Origin of the sequence: Micromonospora sp. NPDC049301 (assembly GCF_040678715.1) — a bacterium.
Classification (GTDB): Bacteria; Actinomycetota; Actinomycetes; order Mycobacteriales; family Micromonosporaceae; genus Micromonospora.
Genome location: NZ_JBFAQO010000001.1, coordinates 716,513 through 733,317 on the forward strand (window position 1 = coordinate 716,513; position 16,805 = coordinate 733,317).

Consider the following 16,805-nt stretch of genomic DNA (forward strand, 5'->3'; position numbering starts at 1 on the left):
GGCATGGACACCCTGCGGCGCTTCGAGAACTGGGCCGCACCGTTCGTCATCGTGGTCGCCGTCGCCCTGCTGATCTGGGTGCTGGTGCCCCGACGGACACCGACCGTGACGATCCTCAGAGGCGCTCGACCACGTAGTCGATGGACGCGGTCAACGCCTCGACGTCAGCCGGCTCCACGGCCGGGAACAGCGCCACCCGCAGCTGGTTGCGGCCGAGCTTGCGGTACGGCTCGGTGTCCACGATGCCGTTCGCGCGCAGCGCCTTGGCGACGGCCGTCGCGTCCACCTCGTCTGCGAAGTCGATGGTCGCGACCACGTTGGACCGCAGCGTGGGGTCGCTGACGAACGGGGTGGCCACGGTGGACCGTTCCGCCCAGCCGTACACCGTCGCGGCGCTCTCGGCGGTGCGCTTGGCCGCCCAGGCCAGGCCACCCTGCGCGTTCATCCAGTCGGTCTGCTCGGCGGCCAGGAAGATGGTGGCCAGCGCCGGGGTGTTGTAGGTCTGCTCCAGCCGCGAGTTGTCGATCGCGGTGACCAGGTCGAGGAAGGCGGGGATGTACCGCCCGGAGGCCTTGATCTCGGCGGCCCGGTCCAGCGCGGCCGGTGACATCAGGGCCAGCCAGAGCCCGCCGTCGGAGCCGAAGCACTTCTGCGGCGCGAAGTAGTAGACGTCGGTCTCGCCGACGTTGACCTCCAGGCCGCCCGCGGCGGAGGTGGCGTCGACCAGCAGGAGCGCGCCCTCGTCCGCCCCGGCCACCCGGCTGATCGGCACGGCCACGCCGGTCGAGGTCTCGTTCTGCGGCGTCGCGTAGACGTCCACGCCGGCCTCGGCGACCAGGGTCGGGGCGCCGCCCGCGTCGCTCTTGCGGACGGTCGGCTCGCCCAGGAACGGGGCGTCCTTGACCGACTTGGCGAACTTGGCGCCGAACTCGCCGAAGCTGGCGAACTGCGCCCGGTCCCGGATGAGGCCGAAGGTGGCGACCTCCCAGAAGGCGGTGGTGCCACCGTTGCCGATCACCACCTCGTAGCCCTCGGGCAGCGAGAAGAACTCGGCGATGCCGGAGCGCAGCCGGGCCACCTGGTCGCGGACCGTCTTCTGCCGGTGCGAGGTGCCCAGGTAGGTGGTGGCCACCTCGGCGAGGGCGGACACGGCCGCCGGACGGACCTTGGACGGGCCGCAGCCGAAACGGCCGTCGGCGGGCTTGATCTCGTCGGGAATCCGGATGAGCGGTGCGTCAGCCACGGTGGTGAAGGTCCTTCCGCATGGGCGAGGGCGGGGGGCCCGGTGCGGACCGGCGACGGGCGCGTACGTGGACGCACGGCGGGCCGGGATCCGTACCGGCGATCCGGCGACACTGCCGACCCTCATCCTCGCACCCTGGCCGGGCCGCCGAAGTCGGAGTCCCGGGGGCCGGCGTGAGTCCTTCGCCACACCCGGCGCGGACAGGCCTGCCGCGGTCGGAAAAGGCCCCCTCCCACGCGCGAGGCGTGGAGAAGGGGCCGTTCCGAACCGATCAGACGCCGTGCGGGATGGCGCTCCAGCCTTCGACGTCGCTGGGCTTGCGGCTGGCCGGGCCGACGTAGCGGGCGGACGGGCGGACCAGTCGCTGCAGGCGCTTCTGCTCCAGGATGTGCGCGCTCCAGCCGCCCATCCGGGCGCAGGTGAACATCGAGGTGAACATGTGCGCCGGCACCTCGGCGAAGTCCAGGACCACGGCCGACCAGAACTCGACGTTGGTCGCCAGCACCCGGTCCGGGCGGCGGGCCTGCAACTCGGCCAGAGCCGCCTTCTCCAGCGCCTCGGCGATCTCGAAGCGCGGCGCGCCCAGCTCCTTGGCGGTACGCCGGAGCACGCGGGCGCGCGGGTCCTCCGCCCGGTAGACCCGGTGGCCGAAGCCCATCAGCCGCTCGCCGCGGTCCAGTACGCCCTTGACGTAGCCCTCGGCGTCTCCGCTGCGCTCCACCGCCTCCAGCATGCTGAGCACCCGGGACGGGGCACCGCCGTGCAGCGGGCCGGAGAGGGCGCCGATGCCGGAGGAGATGCAGGCCGCCGCGTCCGCCCCGGTGGAGGCGACGATGCGGGCGGTGAAGGTGGAGGCGTTCAGGCCGTGCTCGGCGGCCGAGATGAAGTACGCGTCGACGGCCTTGACGTGCCGCGGGTCGGGCTCGCCGCGCCAGCGCTTCATGAACCGCTCGACGATGGTCTGCGCCTTGTCGATCTCCTTCTGCGGCACCGCCGGCAGGCCGAGGCCCCGGGCGGACTGGGCGACGAAGGAGAGCGCGGTCACCGAGACCCGGGCGAGGTCCTCGCGGGCCTGCTCGTCGGAGATGTCCAGCAGCTGGCTAAGCCCCCAGTACGGGGCCAGCATGGCGACCGCGGACTGCACGTCCACCCGGATGTCGCCGGAGTGCACCGGCACCGGGAACGGCTCCGCCGGCGGCAGGCCCGGCCCGAACCGGCCGTCGACCAGCAGTGCCCACACATTGCCGAACGAGACCTGGCCGATCAGATCCTCGATGTCGACCCCGCGATAGCGCAGCGCGCCACCCTCACGGTCAGGTTCGGCGATCTCGGTCTCGAAGGCGACTACGCCCTCCAGCCCGGGTTTGAAATCGGCCATGTCGCTCTCCTGGATCTGGTCGGTGCGCCCGGTCAGCTCATCCGGCCCGGTCGGCCGAGCGCCTCAGGCGACCCTCAGGGATGTGTTCGGAACATCTTGCCTGCTGAGCAACCGGATACGCGACCCGCTGCCACTGTGCTGCACACGACATCCCCGGACGCGCATTCTCCGCGCGGCTCGGTGAGACTGGGCGGTGTGGGCTGGCCAGCGCGGGAGGGCGCCGGCGGGGCCGCCGAGGAGGAGTGGGAACGTGACGGGCGACACACCCGCCCCGGCCGCGATGCGTAACGAGTACGCCGCGGACCTGGGCCTGACCGAAGCTGACCTGGCCGCCGACTGGCACACCCAGTTCGACCGCTGGTTCGCCGACGCGGTGGCCTTCGGGCTACCCGAACCCAACGCGATGGTGGTCGGCACCGCCGACCCGGCCGGCCGGCCGAGCGGGCGGACGGTGCTGCTGAAGGGGTACGACCCGGACGGCTTCGTCTTCTTCACCAACCACCTCTCGCGCAAGGGCGTCGAGGCGTCCGCCAACCCGTACGCCAGCCTGGTCTTCCCGTGGTTCCCGATGCAGCGTCAGGTGGTGGTCACCGGACGGATCGCCCCGGTCGACCGGGCGGTGAGCGAGGCGTACTTCGCCAGCCGCCCGCGCGGTTCCCAGCTGGGCGCCTGGGCCAGCCCGCAGTCGCAGGTCGTGCCGGACCGGGCCGCGCTGGAGGAGAGCTACCGGGCGGCGGCCGAGCGGTTCGCCGGCGAGACGGTGATCCCGACCCCACCGCACTGGGGTGGGCTGCGGGTCCGGCCCGAGTCGGTGGAGTTCTGGCAGGGCCGGGCCGGCCGGCTGCACGACCGGCTGCGCTTCCGCCGTACCGACGACGGCCCGCCCGACGGCGACCGGAGCGGCGAGGGCGCGAGCTGGACCGTCGAGCGGTTGGCACCGTGACGGACGTTCAGGAGGCCCGGCCGCGCGGAGCGCGCCGCTGGGCGATCGACGTCCGTCCGCTCCGCGTGCCGGCGTACCGGCGGCTCTGGCTCGGCAACACCGTGGCGATGTTCGGCTTCCAGTTCACCGCCGTCGCGGTGCCGGTGGAGATGTACGCGCTCACCAGGGACTCGTTCTGGGTCGGTCTGCTGGGCGTGGCGGCCTTCGTGCCGCTGCTGATCTTCGGGCTCTGGGGTGGCGCGGTCGCCGACGCCCGCGACCGCCGGGTGGTGCTGCTCGGTGGGTCGTTGCTGCTCTGGGCGTCCACCCTCGGGCTGCTGGTCCAGGCGCTGCTGGACGTGGGCAGCCCGGTGCTGCTGCTGGCGCTGATGGCGGTGCAGTCGGTGGCGTTCGCCATCAGTTCGCCGGCCCGCAGCGCGATGCTGCCCCGGCTGGTCCCGGACGATCTGGTCCCGGCCGCCAGCACTCTGAACTACACCACCTTCACCGCCGCCTCGGTCGCCGGCCCGCTCGCCGCCGGCCTGATCCTCGCCGCCTCGCCGGACACCGCGGTCGTGCTGCCGATCGCGTACGGGGTGGACGCGGTGCTGTTCACCGCGATGCTCTGGGCCGCGCTGCGCCTGCCCGCGCTGCCCCCCGAGCCGACCGCCGACGGCGAGCCCCGCCGCGCCGGCCTGGCCAGCGTGATCGACGGGTTCCGCTACCTGGCCACCACGCCGGTGCTGCTGCTCTCCTTCGGGGTGGACCTGATCGCCATGATCCTGGCCATGCCGCGGGCGCTCTTCCCGGAGATCGCCCACGAGCGGTTCGGCGGCGGTGGCGCGGTCGGCCTGCTCTACGCCGCCATCGCGATCGGCTCGATGATCGGCGGGCTCACCTCCGGCTGGATCGGTCGACTCCGCCGGCAGGGGCTCGGCCTGGTGGTCGCGGTGGTCGCCTGGGGGGTCGCGATCGCCGCGGCCGGCCTGGCCCACCAGCTCTGGCTGATGGTCCTGCTGCTCGCCGTGGCCGGTGCCGCGGACCTGGTGAGCGCGGTGCTGCGCCAGTCCATGCTGCTGGTGTACGCGCCGGACCGGATGCGCGGTCGACTCCAGGGCGTCAACACGGTGGTGGTGGCCGGCGGTCCGCGCCTGGGCGACCTGCGGGCCGGCACGATGGCCGCCGGCTTCGGCGGCGGGGTGGCCTGGGTGGCCGGCGGGCTCGCCTCGGCGGTGCTCGTGGTCGTGCTCGCGGTCGCCTTCCCGGCGTTGCTGCGCTACCGGGCGGCGGCGTCGAGCGGCGACCGGACGTGACCGGTTAGGGTCGCCGACATGGACAGCCCCGACCAGCGCCCCTTCTCCGGCGCCCAGTGGACCATCTCGGCCGCCGGCCACGAGGCCGTCATCGTGGAGGTGGGCGGCGGGCTGCGGACCTACCGGCACGACGGTGTCGACCTGGTCGACGGGTACCAGACCGACGAGGTCTGCCCCGGCTGCGCCGGGCAGGTGCTGGCGCCCTGGCCGAACCGGATCCGGGACGGCCGCTACTCCTTCGGGGACCGGACGCACCAGCTTCCGCTGACCGAGCCGCAGCGGCACGTGGCCATCCACGGGCTGGTCAACTGGGTGCCGTGGCGGCTGCTGGAGCAGTCGGCGGACGCGGTGACGGTCGGCTACGACCTGCCGCCGCAGCCCGGCTACCCGTGGCCGCTGCGGCTGCGCAGCCGGTGGAGCGTCGGCCCGGGTGGGCTGCGCGCCGAGCACGAGGTGACCAACATCGGCGGTGAGCTGGCGCCGTTCGGCTTCTCCGTGCATCCGTACCTGCAACTGCCGGGCGTCGCGGTGGACGACCTGGTCATGCGGCTGCCCACGCGTACCCGGCTGCTGGTGGACGGGCGACTGTTGCCGGTCGGCGCGACGCCGGTGGAGGGCACCGAGTACGACTGGACCAGCCCGCGCCGGATCGGCCGCGCCCAGTTGGACCTCTGCTTCGGGCAGGTGATCGCCGACGCCGACGGCGGCTCGTCGGTGAGCCTGGCCGCGCCGGACGGCTCGTCGGGGGTGAGCATCTGGGCGGACCGGGAGTTCGGCTGGTGGCAGGTGTTCACCGGGGACGCGCTCACCGGTGTCCGGCATCGCCGCTCGGTGGCGATCGAGCCGATGACGTGCCCGCCGGACGCGTTCCGCTCGGGCAAGGACGTGCTCACGCTCAAGCCGGGCGCGACCTGGCAGGGCGCCTGGGGCATCCGCCCCGGGGCCTGAGCCGAGGCGGCGGGGAGAGCGGGATGGAGTTCGCCGAGGTCGTCCGCCGACGGCGGATGGTGCGCAACTACGACCCGGACCGCCCGGTCCCGCCCGACGTGGTGGACCGGCTGCTCGACCACGCGGTACGCGCTCCGTCGGCCGGCTTCGCGCAGGGCTGGGGCTTCCTCGTGCTGGAGGAGGCGGCCGACCGGGAGCGGTTCTGGGCCGCCACCACGCCGGACGGTGGCGGGCGGGAGCGTTGGCTGGCGGGGATGCGACGGGCGCCGCTGATCGTGGTGCCGCACGCCAACGAGTCGGCCTACCTCCAGCGGTACGCGGAGCCGGACAAGGGCTGGACGGACCGGTCCACGGATCGCTGGCCGGTGCCCTACTGGTACGTGGACACCGGGTTCGCCGCGCTGCTGATGTTGCTCACGGCGGTGGACGAGGGCCTGGGGGCCTGTTTCTTCGGCATTCCGCCCCAGCGGCTGGCCGTTTACCGGGACGCGTTCGGCGTGCCGACGGAGTACCGACCCGTCGGTGCCGTCACAATCGGTTACCGCGCGCCGGACCATCGGTCACCGTCGCTGCGCCGAGGGCGTCGTCCGATGGACGAGGTGGTGCGGCGGGGGCGATGGACTTGAGCGCGACGTCCCGTTCGTCCCGTTGAGGATCGGACGAGCGGTAGCGAAACTGACATCAGGGAGCAGAACGCGGTGTGCGCTGGGCGGCTAGGCTGGCACGCGTCATCGGTGCCGCGCCGCGCGGTGCCCGCCGCGACCCGGCTCGGCGCCGTCGGTCGGCCTGGCCACGGGGAGGGGAGCGTGCCGTCGTGATCTTCAGAGCGGTCCGGGACGGGCGTCCCTATCCGGAGCACAACCTGACGCTCAAGCAGTGGGCGGAGATTCCACCGCGACCTCTGCGCCTGGATCAGTTGATCACCACCAAGCGCGAGCTGGCGCTCGACAAGCTCCTCGCCGAGGACTCCACCTTCTACGGTGACCTGTTTCCCCACGTGGTGCAGTGGAACGGCGGGCTCTACCTGGAGGACGGCCTGCACCGGGCCCTGCGCGCCGCTCTCCAGCAGCGCAACCAGATCCATGCCCGGGTGCTGGTGCTCTCCGAGCCCGTCGAGTGACGCGCCCGTGCCCGCCGGCCTGAGTCTTCGTTAAGGTGGCGTCCATGACCGCTCCGCTGGACCTGCTCGACCTGGACCCGTCGCTCACCGAGGAGGAGCGGCAGATCCGTGACGTCGTACGCCAGCTCATCGACGACCGGGTGCGCCCGCACGTCGCCGACTGGTACGAGGAGGGCCGGGTGCCGGCCCGCGAGCTGGCCCGGGAGTTCGGCAAGCTCGGGCTGCTCGGCATGCACCTGACCGGGTACGGCTGCGCCGGGGCCTCCGCGGTCGCCTACGGGCTGGCCTGCCAGGAGTTGGAGGCCGGCGACTCCGGCGTCCGCTCGCTGGTCTCCGTGCAGGGCTCCCTGGCCATGTACGCCATCTGGCGCTACGGCAGCGAGGAGCAGAAGCAGCGCTGGCTCCCGTCGATGGCGACCGGTGAGGCGATCGGCTGCTTCGGGCTGACCGAGCCGGACCACGGCTCCGACCCGGCGTCGATGGCCACCCGGGCTCGCCGCGACGGCGACGACTGGGTGCTCACCGGCGGCAAGATGTGGATCACCAACGCGCCGATCGCCGATGTCGCGGTGATCTGGGCGCGCACCGACGAGGGCGTCCGGGGTTTCGCCGTACCGATGGAGACACCCGGCGTCACGGCCCGGGAGATCCGCCGCAAGATGTCGCTGCGCGCGTCGGTGACCGGCGAGATCGTGCTCGACGACGTCCGGCTCCCGGCGGACGCCCAACTGCCCGAGGCGATCGGGCTCAAGGCCCCGCTGAGCTGCCTCACCGAGGCCCGGTACGGCATCGTCTGGGGCGCGGTCGGCGCCGCCCGGGACTGCCTGGAGACGGCCCTGGCGTACGCCACCACCCGCACCCAGTTCGGTCGCCCGCTGGCCGGCTTCCAGCTCACCCAGGCGAAGCTCGCCGACATGGCCGTCGAGCTGGTGAAGGGGCAACTGCTGGCGCTGCACCTGGGTCGGCTCGCCGACGCTGGGCGGCTGCGGCCCGAGCAGGTCAGCGTGGGCAAGCTGAACAACGTGCGGGAGGCGCTGGCCATCGCCCGGCAGTGCCGCACCATCCTCGGCGCCAACGGCGTCTCCGGGGAGTACCCGGTGATGCGGCACGCCAACAACCTGGAGAGCGTGCTGACCTACGAGGGCACCTCGGAGATCCACCAGCTGGTCGTCGGGCAGCGGCTCACGGGGCTCTCCGCCTTCGCCTGACCTGCGGGTTCACGCATTTCCGACGCTCGGCGCGCGGGTGTCGTACGGGGGCCGTACCGTCAATGACAGACGACGTGTCTGACGAGGACGGTGAGCGTGATGGCCCGCGACGCTGGCATCAACGAGCCCACGAGGGAGTTCCCCGGTTACCCGACCGGCGACGATCTCAAGGAGCGGTCGACCGCGACACCCGAGCCGACCACGCACACACCGGGCGGCTCCGGTGGCCCGACGACCGGCGGCGCCGGTGGGCCGGTCCGCGGTCTGCTCGTGCTGCTCGGAGCTGCCGCGCTGGCCGTGGTGGTGCTGCTCGGCATTCAGGCGACCGGCATCCTGCCCGAGTTCCGCAACCCGTTCGCCAAGGAGCAGACCGACCGCAGCCAGCCACCGTTGCTGAAGTCGATTCAGGACCTCAGCCGCTACGTGGCCGCCGAGGGCAACTTCCAGGTCGTGGTCGACACCCAGAACGACCGGCGCAACGTCCCGGATTTCCTGCTCAACGAGCGCACCCTGTTCGTCGGGGCGGGCAGCGTCGAGGCGTACGTCGACTTCGGCAAGATCGGTGAGGGCGCCGTCGTCGAGTCCGCGGACGGCACCTCGGTCGAGATCAAGCTGCCCGCGCCGCAGCTCGGCGAGACCAACCTCGACCTGGAGAAGAGCTACGTCTTCGCCGAGCAGCGCGGTCTGCTCAACCGGCTCGGTGACCTGGTCGGCAACGATCCCAACCGGCAGCAGCAGGTCTACCAGCTCGCCGAGGAACGGATCACCGCCGCCGCCCGGGACAGCGGGCTCTCCGCCCGAGCGGAGGAGAACACCCGCAAGATGCTGGAGGGGCTGCTGCGCTCCCTCGGCTACCAGCAGGTCACGGTCACCTACACCGCCCCCTGACCGCCGTACCCTTCGGGTACGTCTCCCGGGTGCCGACGCGCCTTCAACGGCGGCGGCGGCTCTGCGAAGCCTGCAGGAGTAACGCAGCCGCGGTGCAGGCGGCGCTCAGCAGCAACAGTAGGACGAGGCTGACGCCCTGCCAGTAGTCGATCTTGCCGCCGGAGATGATGTTTCCAGCTATGCCAAAGCCGATGGCGGCGAGGGTGCTCAGGGTCAGGATCGCCAGGTCGACGCTGCGCCGGCGTCTGCTGGCGGAATCCTCCGCCGGTAGGTGGACGCCTTCCGTGTTCGCGGGGCGGGAGGTGCCCTGCTGATTGAGTGCGTCGCGAGCGATGATGTGGAACGTCCGCAGGGTCTCGTGCGGATTTCGCGCACCGATCGACTGTTTCTCACGTGCGCTGAACAGCGGTGGCGTGACGGTGTAGGAATCTTGGAACTTCCCCCGGTAGCCAATGGGCTCGCCGCTCATTTCGGACAGGATCAACTGCGCGACTGAGGTGAACGGGTAGATCGTGAGGGGCACCCGTGAGATGTTGACCAGTTGCAGCGGAAATGCCCACTTGATGCCCGGTGGTGACTTGGGCGCGAGACAGTTCACCAGCAGCCCCAGCCGGGCGAAGCTGCTGCGAGTCACCACCAGGCCGAGGATGTCCGCAGGAAGGCAGATCGCCTCCAACGACTGGGTGAGCAGCACCTCGTGAGGAGGCAGGACGTAGCCGGTAGCGGGGATTTCGATGATGTCGTAGAGCTTGTCGAGGTCATCGTTGACGTAGTCGATGCTCTCGACATCCTGGCGTAGCACCAGACCGGCTGGCGCCAGGCGCAGGTCGACCGCGTCCTCGGTCACCTGGTTGTCCACGCTGAACGGCTCGTCGGGGTCGAGGGAGTGAATCTTCAGGTCACCAATGGAGATGCGCCGTCGAATCTCAATGCCGGTCAGGAACCCCAACGCATTCTCCCTTGAATGCCCGGTGGACATGTGACTGCCAATCGGCCAAATCTATCACGATCTTTGTGCAGCGGCCGCTCTCGCCTTGCTGACGGATTTCTGACAACACGTCGGGATTCTGCAATTAGGTGTTGACTGGAGCCTCTCCCGGTCCTGAATTGCATCTTTCGCCGGTCAGATGCATGGGCTACAGTGGCCCAACTCTTCGAAGGCGGTGTCGCCCATGCGAGTAGCCCCCCTGATGCAATTCTCGCCGGCTGGTGGCTGTGGTTGTAAGCTTGGCCCAGGTCAGCTCTCCGAGGTGCTCTCGGTCTTCCTGGAAGGCTTGGCCGATGGTGCGCAGCCAGTGCCCAAGACTGATGATCGCCTTATCGTGGGGCTGCCCGAGCGTGATGACGCAGCCGTCTACGTCGTGGCGGATGACCTTGCCATCATCCTGACGGCCGACTTCTTCACTCCGATCGATGACGATGCCAGGCGTTGGGGCGCGATCGCGGCCGCCAACGCGATGTCCGACGTGTACGCGATGGGCGGCACCCCGAGGCTCGCGGTGAACCTCGTCGAGTGGCCCGATGAGGTACTGCCGATGGGCCTCCTCGCCGAGGTGCTACGGGGCGCGGAATCCGTCACGCGACGGGCCGGTGCGCATGTTGTCGGCGGGCACACCCTGCGAGGTGCCGCCCCGAAATTCGGCATGGCCGTGGTGGGGTTCGTCGCGCCGGATGCGGTGCTACGGATCAGCGCAGCCTCCCCGGGTGACCGGTTGATCCTGACCAAGCCGCTGGGTACGGGCCTGGTCTCAACGGGCTTGAAGAACGGCCTGGCCCCGGATCATGTGGTCACCGCGAGTTACCGCTCAATGGTGGACCTGAACGACAGGGCCAGCCAGGTCTGCGTGCGGTACGGAGTGCGGGCAGCCACTGACGTGACGGGGTTCGGGCTCCTGGGGCACTTGCAGGAAATGTGCCTCGCGTCTGATGTTTCGGCGACGTTGACAGTGCGCGACATTCCGGTTTTGCCAGGCGTGGAAGAACTGGTGCACCAGGGGATGACGCCAGGCGGCGCGATTCGGAACTGGGATCATTTCGGCAGCTTGAGCCGGGGGCGGGCCTTGACTGACGTGGAACGGGCCGTGATCAGTGACCCTCAGACCTCGGGCGGCTTGTTGCTGGCTGCCGCTGAGGATCTCGTCGACGTGGTACTTTCCGCGTTGACGGAGCAGGGCGTGGCTGGGCGTGTGATCGGTTCACTGACGCACAGGTCGGATGTCGCCATCGAACTGCGATGAGCGGATTTGGACGGCGTGGCAACGATGGATGTCGCAAGCGTGCCTGACCTGGGTGAGTCGCAGGGTGGTCAAGTGATGGACGACCTGGTCCAGTTTGCGCAAAAAGCGATCATCGTCCATGAGGGCAAACTGCTGATGATTCGCAAGGCGGAGGATCATCCTTACCATCCGGGACGGTGGGAGATCCCCGGAGGTCGACTGCGTCCAGACGAGGGTCTCGATGAAGGCCTGCGCCGTGAGGTGCACGAGGAAGTCGCCCTCGACGTCGCACCGTACCGACCCTTGTCGATGTGGATGTGGCGGCTGGGTGAGGCAGAGACGATCATCGTGGTCGCGCGCGAGTGCATGATCGTCGGTGAGCCCGAGGCTCGGCTGACCGTGAACGCACAACAGGAGCACATCTCTCACCTGCGCTGGGTTCCGTTGGGCGAGGTCGGCAACTACGACATCACTCCGTCCGCGCGCGGTCCCATCGTCGATGCCTTGGCTCGGATGGCGTCAGCCGGTTAGCCGGTCGCGGCGTGCGCACACCTCAAGGAAATGCTTGCCGCGGATGTCCACGGTCTGTCGCTCGTCAATCACTGTGAAGCCGTTGTCGGTGAGGGCAGCCCATACCTCCTCGCGTCGCCAGAATTTCTTGAAGCGGGGGGTGGGCAGGTGGTAGTCATCCTTGACGCTCCAGCCCTGTGCGCTGCTGACAGAAACGTTCGTGCAGACCGACAGGACGCCGCCCGGGGTGACGCAGGTGCGAAACCGCTGAAACAGCGCGGCGCTCCGCTCTACGGGGAAAAGGTGGATGAAAGCCTGCGCGAGGATGAGTTCATAGCTGTGGGGAAGCGTTAAATCCAAAAAGTCCCCGATCAGTACCTGACATGTCGGGTTGCGCGCCTGGGTCAGCCTAGCCATCTGCGGCGACAAATCTAGACCAGTCACGTCGAAGCCCAAGCGGTCGAATTCCGCCATCGTGAGGCCCACTCCGCATCCCACGTCGAGTACGCGGGATTCCGGTGGTACGAGACCTGCCAGAAAGCGTGCGCGACGTACCGCCGATGGAATCCGGGCCCAGGCTTTGGCTTCGTACTGGGCGGCCAGGGAGTCGTACACGTGCCGATTGCTGTCTCTGATCTCAGGGTAATCGGGCATCGTTTTCGTCCTTCCGTCCCGTCATCGCGCTCAACCGGGCCGCAATGTCGAGGTCGAGCAGGTAGTCGCGGCAGGCCGCCGGCACAAACGAGGTCCATTCCGGGTTTCCCTGTCCAATCATGCGGCGAACTGCCGAACCGGTGATGCGCTGTGTGCCCCGCCACAACAGCACCTGCACGTCGTAGCCAAGTTGTCGCAGCACCCCGATCTTGCGCACGTTCCACTCGTCGCAGACCGTAGTGAAGGCCGTGACGGAGAGCGGTATGAGATCAGTCAGCAGCTCAGGCTGCTCGATCGGGAATGGACATACCGCGAATGCTGACTTTTCGAGTCCCGCACCGACGAGGGCGCGGGTGACGAGCTCCTTGCGTTCCTCGTACGTCAAAGGGTTGGCCGTGGGGTCGTGCCGGTGGGCCGCCGCGCCGACGGAGGGGCGTAGTCGGTCGAGGAAGGGCTGGGTGATGCCCACATGCAGAAAGGTGCACCGCTCGGCGGCAGCTAGCAGATACTCCAAATGGTCCGTGTGCAGCACCTGAAACCGGCCGTGCGCGAATCCCTCCCGAAGCCGAAGCGGTTCCGGGAGGGAAGTAGCGCCTACTTTGTCGGCCACACTCACACCCGTCGCCCATGAGCCGGAACCGCCCCGCGCCGGCCTGTCGCCTCACGTGCCCATCCGGGCAAGGCTCATTCTCAGGCCTGTCGATGGTTGACCGCAACACAGGTCGGACGTCGTGGGCAAGGGAAGGCGTACGGGCGGATGCTCCGGACGGTGGCGGTCAGTAGCGGGTGGCGGCGTAGCTGTCCTCGTTCGGCATGAGGATCCAGAGGATCAGGTAGACGATCACCTGGGTGCCGGGCAGCAGCAGCGACAGCAGGAACAGCAGTCGGACCATCCCGGCGGACATGCCGAACCGCTGACCGAGGCCGGCGCAGACACCGGCGATCATGCGCCCCTGGCGGGGCCGAACCAGTTTGCGACTCATCGTCGTACTCCCACTCTGCGGCGGTACGCCGCGTCTGCAATCCACGGTAGAAAGGGATGACCAGCTCGCCCTCGGTCCCGAGGACGATCGGCAGACCGTGGACCCGTAGGTGCATTACCCGGGTCACCCCTCCCCGACGCCTCCGCCGCCGCCCGGGAGCAGGCGTGCGTGACCTTGGGGCGGCGGGCAGGTGTCCACGTCGCGGTGGCCGGGTAGGGGCGTGAACTGGGCGGGTAGGCTCGCTGGTCGGGCACCCACACCCCGGGTGACCGGCGGCCACCCGACCGGGCGGCCACGAGCGGGGCCGCCTGACCGGTGGCCACGACCGGGCCGGATCCCGTACCACGGGACGACGGCGAGGAAGCGCAGCCATGATCAGTGTTTTCGACCTCTTCAGCGTCGGCATCGGGCCGTCCAGCTCGCACACGGTGGGGCCGATGCGGGCCGCCCGCACCTTCGTGGCCGGGCTCAAGGCCGACGGCCTGCTCGCCGACACCGCGCGGGTGCAGGCCGAACTGTTCGGCTCGCTCGGCGCCACCGGGCACGGCCACGGCAGCGACCGGGCGGTGCTGCTCGGGCTGTCCGGGGAGGCGCCCGAGACGGTCGACACGGACACCGTCGGCCCCCGCGTCGAGCGGATCCGGGCGGAGCGGCGGATCAGCCTGCTGGACGCGCACGAGATCGACTTCGACCCGGGTCGGGACCTGACGCTGCACCGCCGCCGGTCGCTGCCGTACCACCCGAACGGGATGACCTTCGTGGCGTACGACCGGACCGGCGCCGAGGTGCGCAGCCGGACGTACTACTCGGTGGGCGGCGGCTTCGTGGTGGACGAGGCGGCGGCCGGCGCGGACCGGATCAAGCCGGACAGCACGCGGGTGCGGTACCCCTTCCTGACCGGGGCGCAGCTGCTGGAGGTGACCACCTCCACCGGCCTCTCGATCAGCGAGGTGATGCTGGCCAACGAGCTTTCCTGGCGCAGCGAGGCGGAGATCCGGGCCGGCCTGCTGGAGATCTGGCGGGTGATGCGGGAGTGCGTGGAGCGCGGCTGCGAGCGCGATGGCGTACTCCCGGGTGGGTTGAAGGTCCGGCGGCGCGCGGCGGAGCTGCGGCGCAGCCTGGAGGCGGACACGGGGACCACCGATCCGCTGCGCGCGATGGACTGGGTGACGCTGTTCGCCCTGGCGGTGAACGAGGAGAACGCCGCCGGCGGTCGGGTGGTCACCGCCCCGACGAACGGCGCGGCCGGGATCATTCCGGCGGTGCTGCACTACTACACGCGGTTCGTGCCGGACGCCTCCGAGGACGGCGTGGTGCGGTTCCTGCTGGCGGCCGGCGCGATCGGTGTGCTGTTCAAGGAGAACGCCTCGATCTCCGGCGCGGAGGTCGGCTGCCAGGGCGAGGTGGGCTCGGCGTGCTCGATGGCCGCGGCGGGCCTGGCCGAGGCGCTCGGCGGCACCCCCGAGCAGGTGGAGAACGCGGCCGAGATCGGGATGGAGCACAACCTCGGGCTGACCTGCGACCCGGTGGGTGGCCTGGTGCAGATCCCCTGCATCGAGCGGAACGCGGTGGCTAGCATCAAGGCGATCACGGCCGCCCGGCTGGCGCTGCGCGGCGACGGTGTGCACGCGGTGTCGCTGGACAAGGTCATCAAGACCATGCGGGAGACGGGCGCCGACATGAAGGTCAAGTACAAGGAGACGGCGCGGGGCGGTCTGGCCGTCAACGTGATCGAGTGCTGATCTGGCCGACTCGGGGCATTCGTTCACCGACTGCTAACCTGTCGTCCGTTTCAGGAGGCGGGAGACAGCGGTGACCTCTGGCGTCGCGGCGTTGTGGTCGCACCGCAACTCGCTGCGCATCCTGGTCAGGCGCGACCTGGCGGTCAAGTACCAGCAGTCGGTGCTGGGTTACCTCTGGTCGTTGATCGAGCCGCTCGGCATGGGCGCCATCTACTGGTTCGTCTTCGGCGTGCTCTACTCCCGTGACACCGGTCGGCATCTCGGTGACGCGGCCGGGTCGTACCCGCTGTTCCTGATCACCGGGATCTTCGCCTGGATGTGGACCAGTTCGGCGCTGAGCGAGGCCACCAACGCGCTCACCGGCCAGTCCCGGTTGATCACCACGATGAACGTCCCGCGCCAGGTCTTCCCGATCGGCCGGGTCACCGGCCGGTTCGCCGAGTACGCGGCCGGTCTGCCGATCCTGATCGCCATCGCGGCGGTCTACGCGGCGCACGGGCGGATCCGTCCCGGCTGGTCCCTGCTCTCCCTGCCGCTCGCGGTGGCCGTCCAGGCGGTCCTGCTGATCGGGCTGGCCCTGCTGCTGTCCGCGTGGAACGTGCTGATGCGCGACGTGGAGCGGCTCATGCGGCTGATCATCCGGGTGCTCTTCTACGCCACTCCGATCATCTACCCGCTCAGCCTGGTCCGGGAGTCCGGCCTGCCCGGCTGGCTGAAGGTGGCGTACGAGCTGAACCCGCTGGTCGGGATCTTCCAGCTGCACCACGCGATCTGGTACCCGGACGAGTTCCCGGACGCCCGGCTGCTCGCCACCACGGTCGTCGGCAGCCTGCTGGTGCTGGCCGCCGGCTGGTGGTCGTTCCGCCGGTTGGAACCCGCCGTGCTCAAGGAACTCTGAATGGCCGCGCCGATCATCGAGGCTGACGGCCTGGGCATCCGTTTCGTCCGCAACCGCCGCCGGCAACTGCGGCTGCGGGAGTTGTTCATCCACCGGGGCAACCGGGGCGCCCTGCCGGGCCAGTTCTGGCCGCTGCGCGACGTGTCGTTCGCCGTCGAGCCGGGCGAGACGGTCGGGGTGATCGGCCGCAACGGCACCGGCAAGAGCACGCTGCTGCGGTTGATAGCGGGGGTGCTCATTCCGGACGAGGGCAGCATCCGGGTGGACGGCGCGGTGGCCCCGCTGCTGGAACTGTCCGCCGGTTTCTCCAACGACCTGACCGGGCGGGAGAACCTGCACCTGGTCGGTGGGCTGCACGGGCTGTCGACGGGCTACCTGAAGCGGCACTTCGACGAGATCGTCGAGTTCGCCGGCGAGCAGGTGGAACGGGCCATCGACACGTCGGTGCGGCACTACTCGTCGGGGATGAAGGTGCGGCTCGGCTTCGCGATCATCTCGCACCTGCCGCACCCGATCCTGCTGATGGACGAGGTGACCGCGGTCGGGGACGCGGAGTTCCGCAAGAAGTGTTACGCGACGATTGATCGTCTGCTCGGGGAGGGGCGCACGCTGGTGCTGGTGTCACACAACGAAAAGGACCTGACCCGGTTCTGCCGTCGGGGGTTGTACCTCGACGCGGGCCGGTTGATGCTCGACGGCACCATCGCCGAGGCGCTCGACGCGTACCACGCCGCGGTCCCGCGGTGACGCTCGCGATCGTGCTCGCCGCCGGGACGCGCGCG

General features: G+C 70.0%; 18 protein-coding genes. 12 read left to right on the plus strand and 6 right to left on the minus strand.

The genetic code is table 11. The features are described 5' to 3' along the window. Positions 1-115: 115 nt before the first annotated feature. Together serC and AB0K07_RS03420 are read right to left on the minus strand one after the other, a co-directional pair. Entirely contained in the window at positions 116-1,243 is a 1,128-nt protein-coding gene (gene serC, locus AB0K07_RS03415) for a phosphoserine transaminase (RefSeq protein WP_363750629.1), read from the minus strand. Positions 1,244-1,514: 271 nt separating this feature from the next. Beyond that, positions 1,515-2,621 carry a citrate synthase 2 gene (locus AB0K07_RS03420; RefSeq protein ID WP_363750631.1) on the minus strand — a complete coding sequence of 369 codons (1,107 nt, stop codon included), beginning with the start codon at positions 2,619-2,621 and terminating at the stop codon, positions 1,515-1,517. Between the two features lie 280 nt (positions 2,622-2,901). On the opposite strand from AB0K07_RS03420, the gene pdxH reads away from it, so the two are divergent. The 7 genes from pdxH to AB0K07_RS03455 all read left to right on the plus strand — a co-directional run bounded on the left by pdxH (position 2,902) and on the right by AB0K07_RS03455 (position 9,020). Further along, entirely contained in the window at positions 2,902-3,564 is a 663-nt protein-coding gene (gene pdxH, locus AB0K07_RS03425; RefSeq protein WP_363751410.1) for a pyridoxamine 5'-phosphate oxidase, read from the plus strand. Beyond that, positions 3,561-4,856 carry an MFS transporter gene (locus tag AB0K07_RS03430; protein ID WP_363750633.1) on the plus strand — a complete coding sequence of 432 codons (1,296 nt, stop codon included), beginning with the start codon at positions 3,561-3,563 and terminating at the stop codon, positions 4,854-4,856. Before pdxH ends, AB0K07_RS03430 begins: the two co-directional genes overlap by 4 nt. Positions 4,857-4,874: 18 nt before the next feature. Further along, positions 4,875-5,804, plus strand: coding sequence for an aldose 1-epimerase family protein (locus AB0K07_RS03435; RefSeq protein ID WP_363750635.1), 930 nt, complete (start codon positions 4,875-4,877; stop codon positions 5,802-5,804). Positions 5,805-5,827: 23 nt separating this feature from the next. Continuing rightward, positions 5,828-6,430, plus strand: coding sequence for a nitroreductase family protein (locus AB0K07_RS03440; RefSeq protein WP_363750637.1), 603 nt, complete (start codon positions 5,828-5,830; stop codon positions 6,428-6,430). Positions 6,431-6,618: 188 nt separating this feature from the next. Then, the gene (locus AB0K07_RS03445) at positions 6,619-6,924 is read left to right on the plus strand and encodes a type II toxin-antitoxin system VapB family antitoxin (protein ID WP_076470742.1); all 306 of its coding nucleotides are present in this window, start codon (positions 6,619-6,621) and stop codon (positions 6,922-6,924) included. Positions 6,925-6,968: 44 nt separating this feature from the next. Continuing rightward, positions 6,969-8,132: an acyl-CoA dehydrogenase family protein gene (locus AB0K07_RS03450; RefSeq protein ID WP_363750639.1), complete on the plus strand. Its 1,164-nt coding sequence runs from the start codon at positions 6,969-6,971 to the stop codon at positions 8,130-8,132. A 99-nt stretch (positions 8,133-8,231) separates the two neighbouring features. Continuing rightward, positions 8,232-9,020 (plus strand): DUF4230 domain-containing protein, encoded by a 789-nt coding sequence (locus AB0K07_RS03455; RefSeq protein ID WP_363750641.1) that lies wholly within the window; start codon positions 8,232-8,234, stop codon positions 9,018-9,020. Positions 9,021-9,063: 43 nt separating this feature from the next. Here AB0K07_RS03455 and AB0K07_RS03460 read toward each other — a convergent pair whose 3' ends face one another. Continuing rightward, positions 9,064-9,969 carry a hypothetical protein gene (locus AB0K07_RS03460; RefSeq protein WP_363750643.1) on the minus strand — a complete coding sequence of 302 codons (906 nt, stop codon included), beginning with the start codon at positions 9,967-9,969 and terminating at the stop codon, positions 9,064-9,066. 241 nt (positions 9,970-10,210) lie between these two features. Between AB0K07_RS03460 and selD the strand changes: the two genes are divergently transcribed. Next, the gene (gene selD, locus AB0K07_RS03465) at positions 10,211-11,257 is read left to right on the plus strand and encodes a selenide, water dikinase SelD (protein ID WP_363750645.1); all 1,047 of its coding nucleotides are present in this window, start codon (positions 10,211-10,213) and stop codon (positions 11,255-11,257) included. A 75-nt stretch (positions 11,258-11,332) separates the two neighbouring features. Beyond that, entirely contained in the window at positions 11,333-11,767 is a 435-nt protein-coding gene (locus tag AB0K07_RS03470; protein ID WP_363750647.1) for an NUDIX domain-containing protein, read from the plus strand. Here AB0K07_RS03470 and AB0K07_RS03475 read toward each other — a convergent pair. The 3 genes from AB0K07_RS03475 to AB0K07_RS03485 form a co-directional block, all read right to left on the minus strand. Further along, a complete protein-coding gene (locus AB0K07_RS03475) occupies positions 11,756-12,400 on the minus strand; it encodes a class I SAM-dependent methyltransferase (RefSeq protein ID WP_363750649.1) in 645 nt (214 codons plus the stop codon). The two genes, AB0K07_RS03470 and AB0K07_RS03475, sit on opposite strands and share 12 nt — an antisense overlap. Beyond that, positions 12,384-12,869, minus strand: coding sequence for a hypothetical protein (locus AB0K07_RS03480; protein ID WP_363750651.1), 486 nt, complete (start codon positions 12,867-12,869; stop codon positions 12,384-12,386). Before AB0K07_RS03480 ends, AB0K07_RS03475 begins: the two co-directional genes overlap by 17 nt. 307 nt (positions 12,870-13,176) lie before the next feature. Continuing rightward, on the minus strand, positions 13,177-13,383 hold the full coding sequence (locus AB0K07_RS03485) for a PspC domain-containing protein (RefSeq protein ID WP_363750653.1): 207 nt from the start codon (positions 13,381-13,383) through the stop codon (positions 13,177-13,179). Between the two features lie 371 nt (positions 13,384-13,754). On the opposite strand from AB0K07_RS03485, the gene AB0K07_RS03490 reads away from it, so the two are divergent. The 3 genes from AB0K07_RS03490 (at position 13,755) to AB0K07_RS03500 (ending at position 16,770) form a co-directional block, all read left to right on the plus strand. Further along, positions 13,755-15,125: an L-serine ammonia-lyase gene (locus tag AB0K07_RS03490; RefSeq protein ID WP_363750655.1), complete on the plus strand. Its 1,371-nt coding sequence runs from the start codon at positions 13,755-13,757 to the stop codon at positions 15,123-15,125. 70 nt (positions 15,126-15,195) lie between these two features. Continuing rightward, positions 15,196-16,023 (plus strand): ABC transporter permease, encoded by an 828-nt coding sequence (locus AB0K07_RS03495; RefSeq protein ID WP_363750657.1) that lies wholly within the window; start codon positions 15,196-15,198, stop codon positions 16,021-16,023. Continuing rightward, on the plus strand, positions 16,024-16,770 hold the full coding sequence (locus AB0K07_RS03500; protein ID WP_363750659.1) for an ABC transporter ATP-binding protein: 747 nt from the start codon (positions 16,024-16,026) through the stop codon (positions 16,768-16,770). Positions 16,771-16,805: the final 35 nt, after the last annotated feature.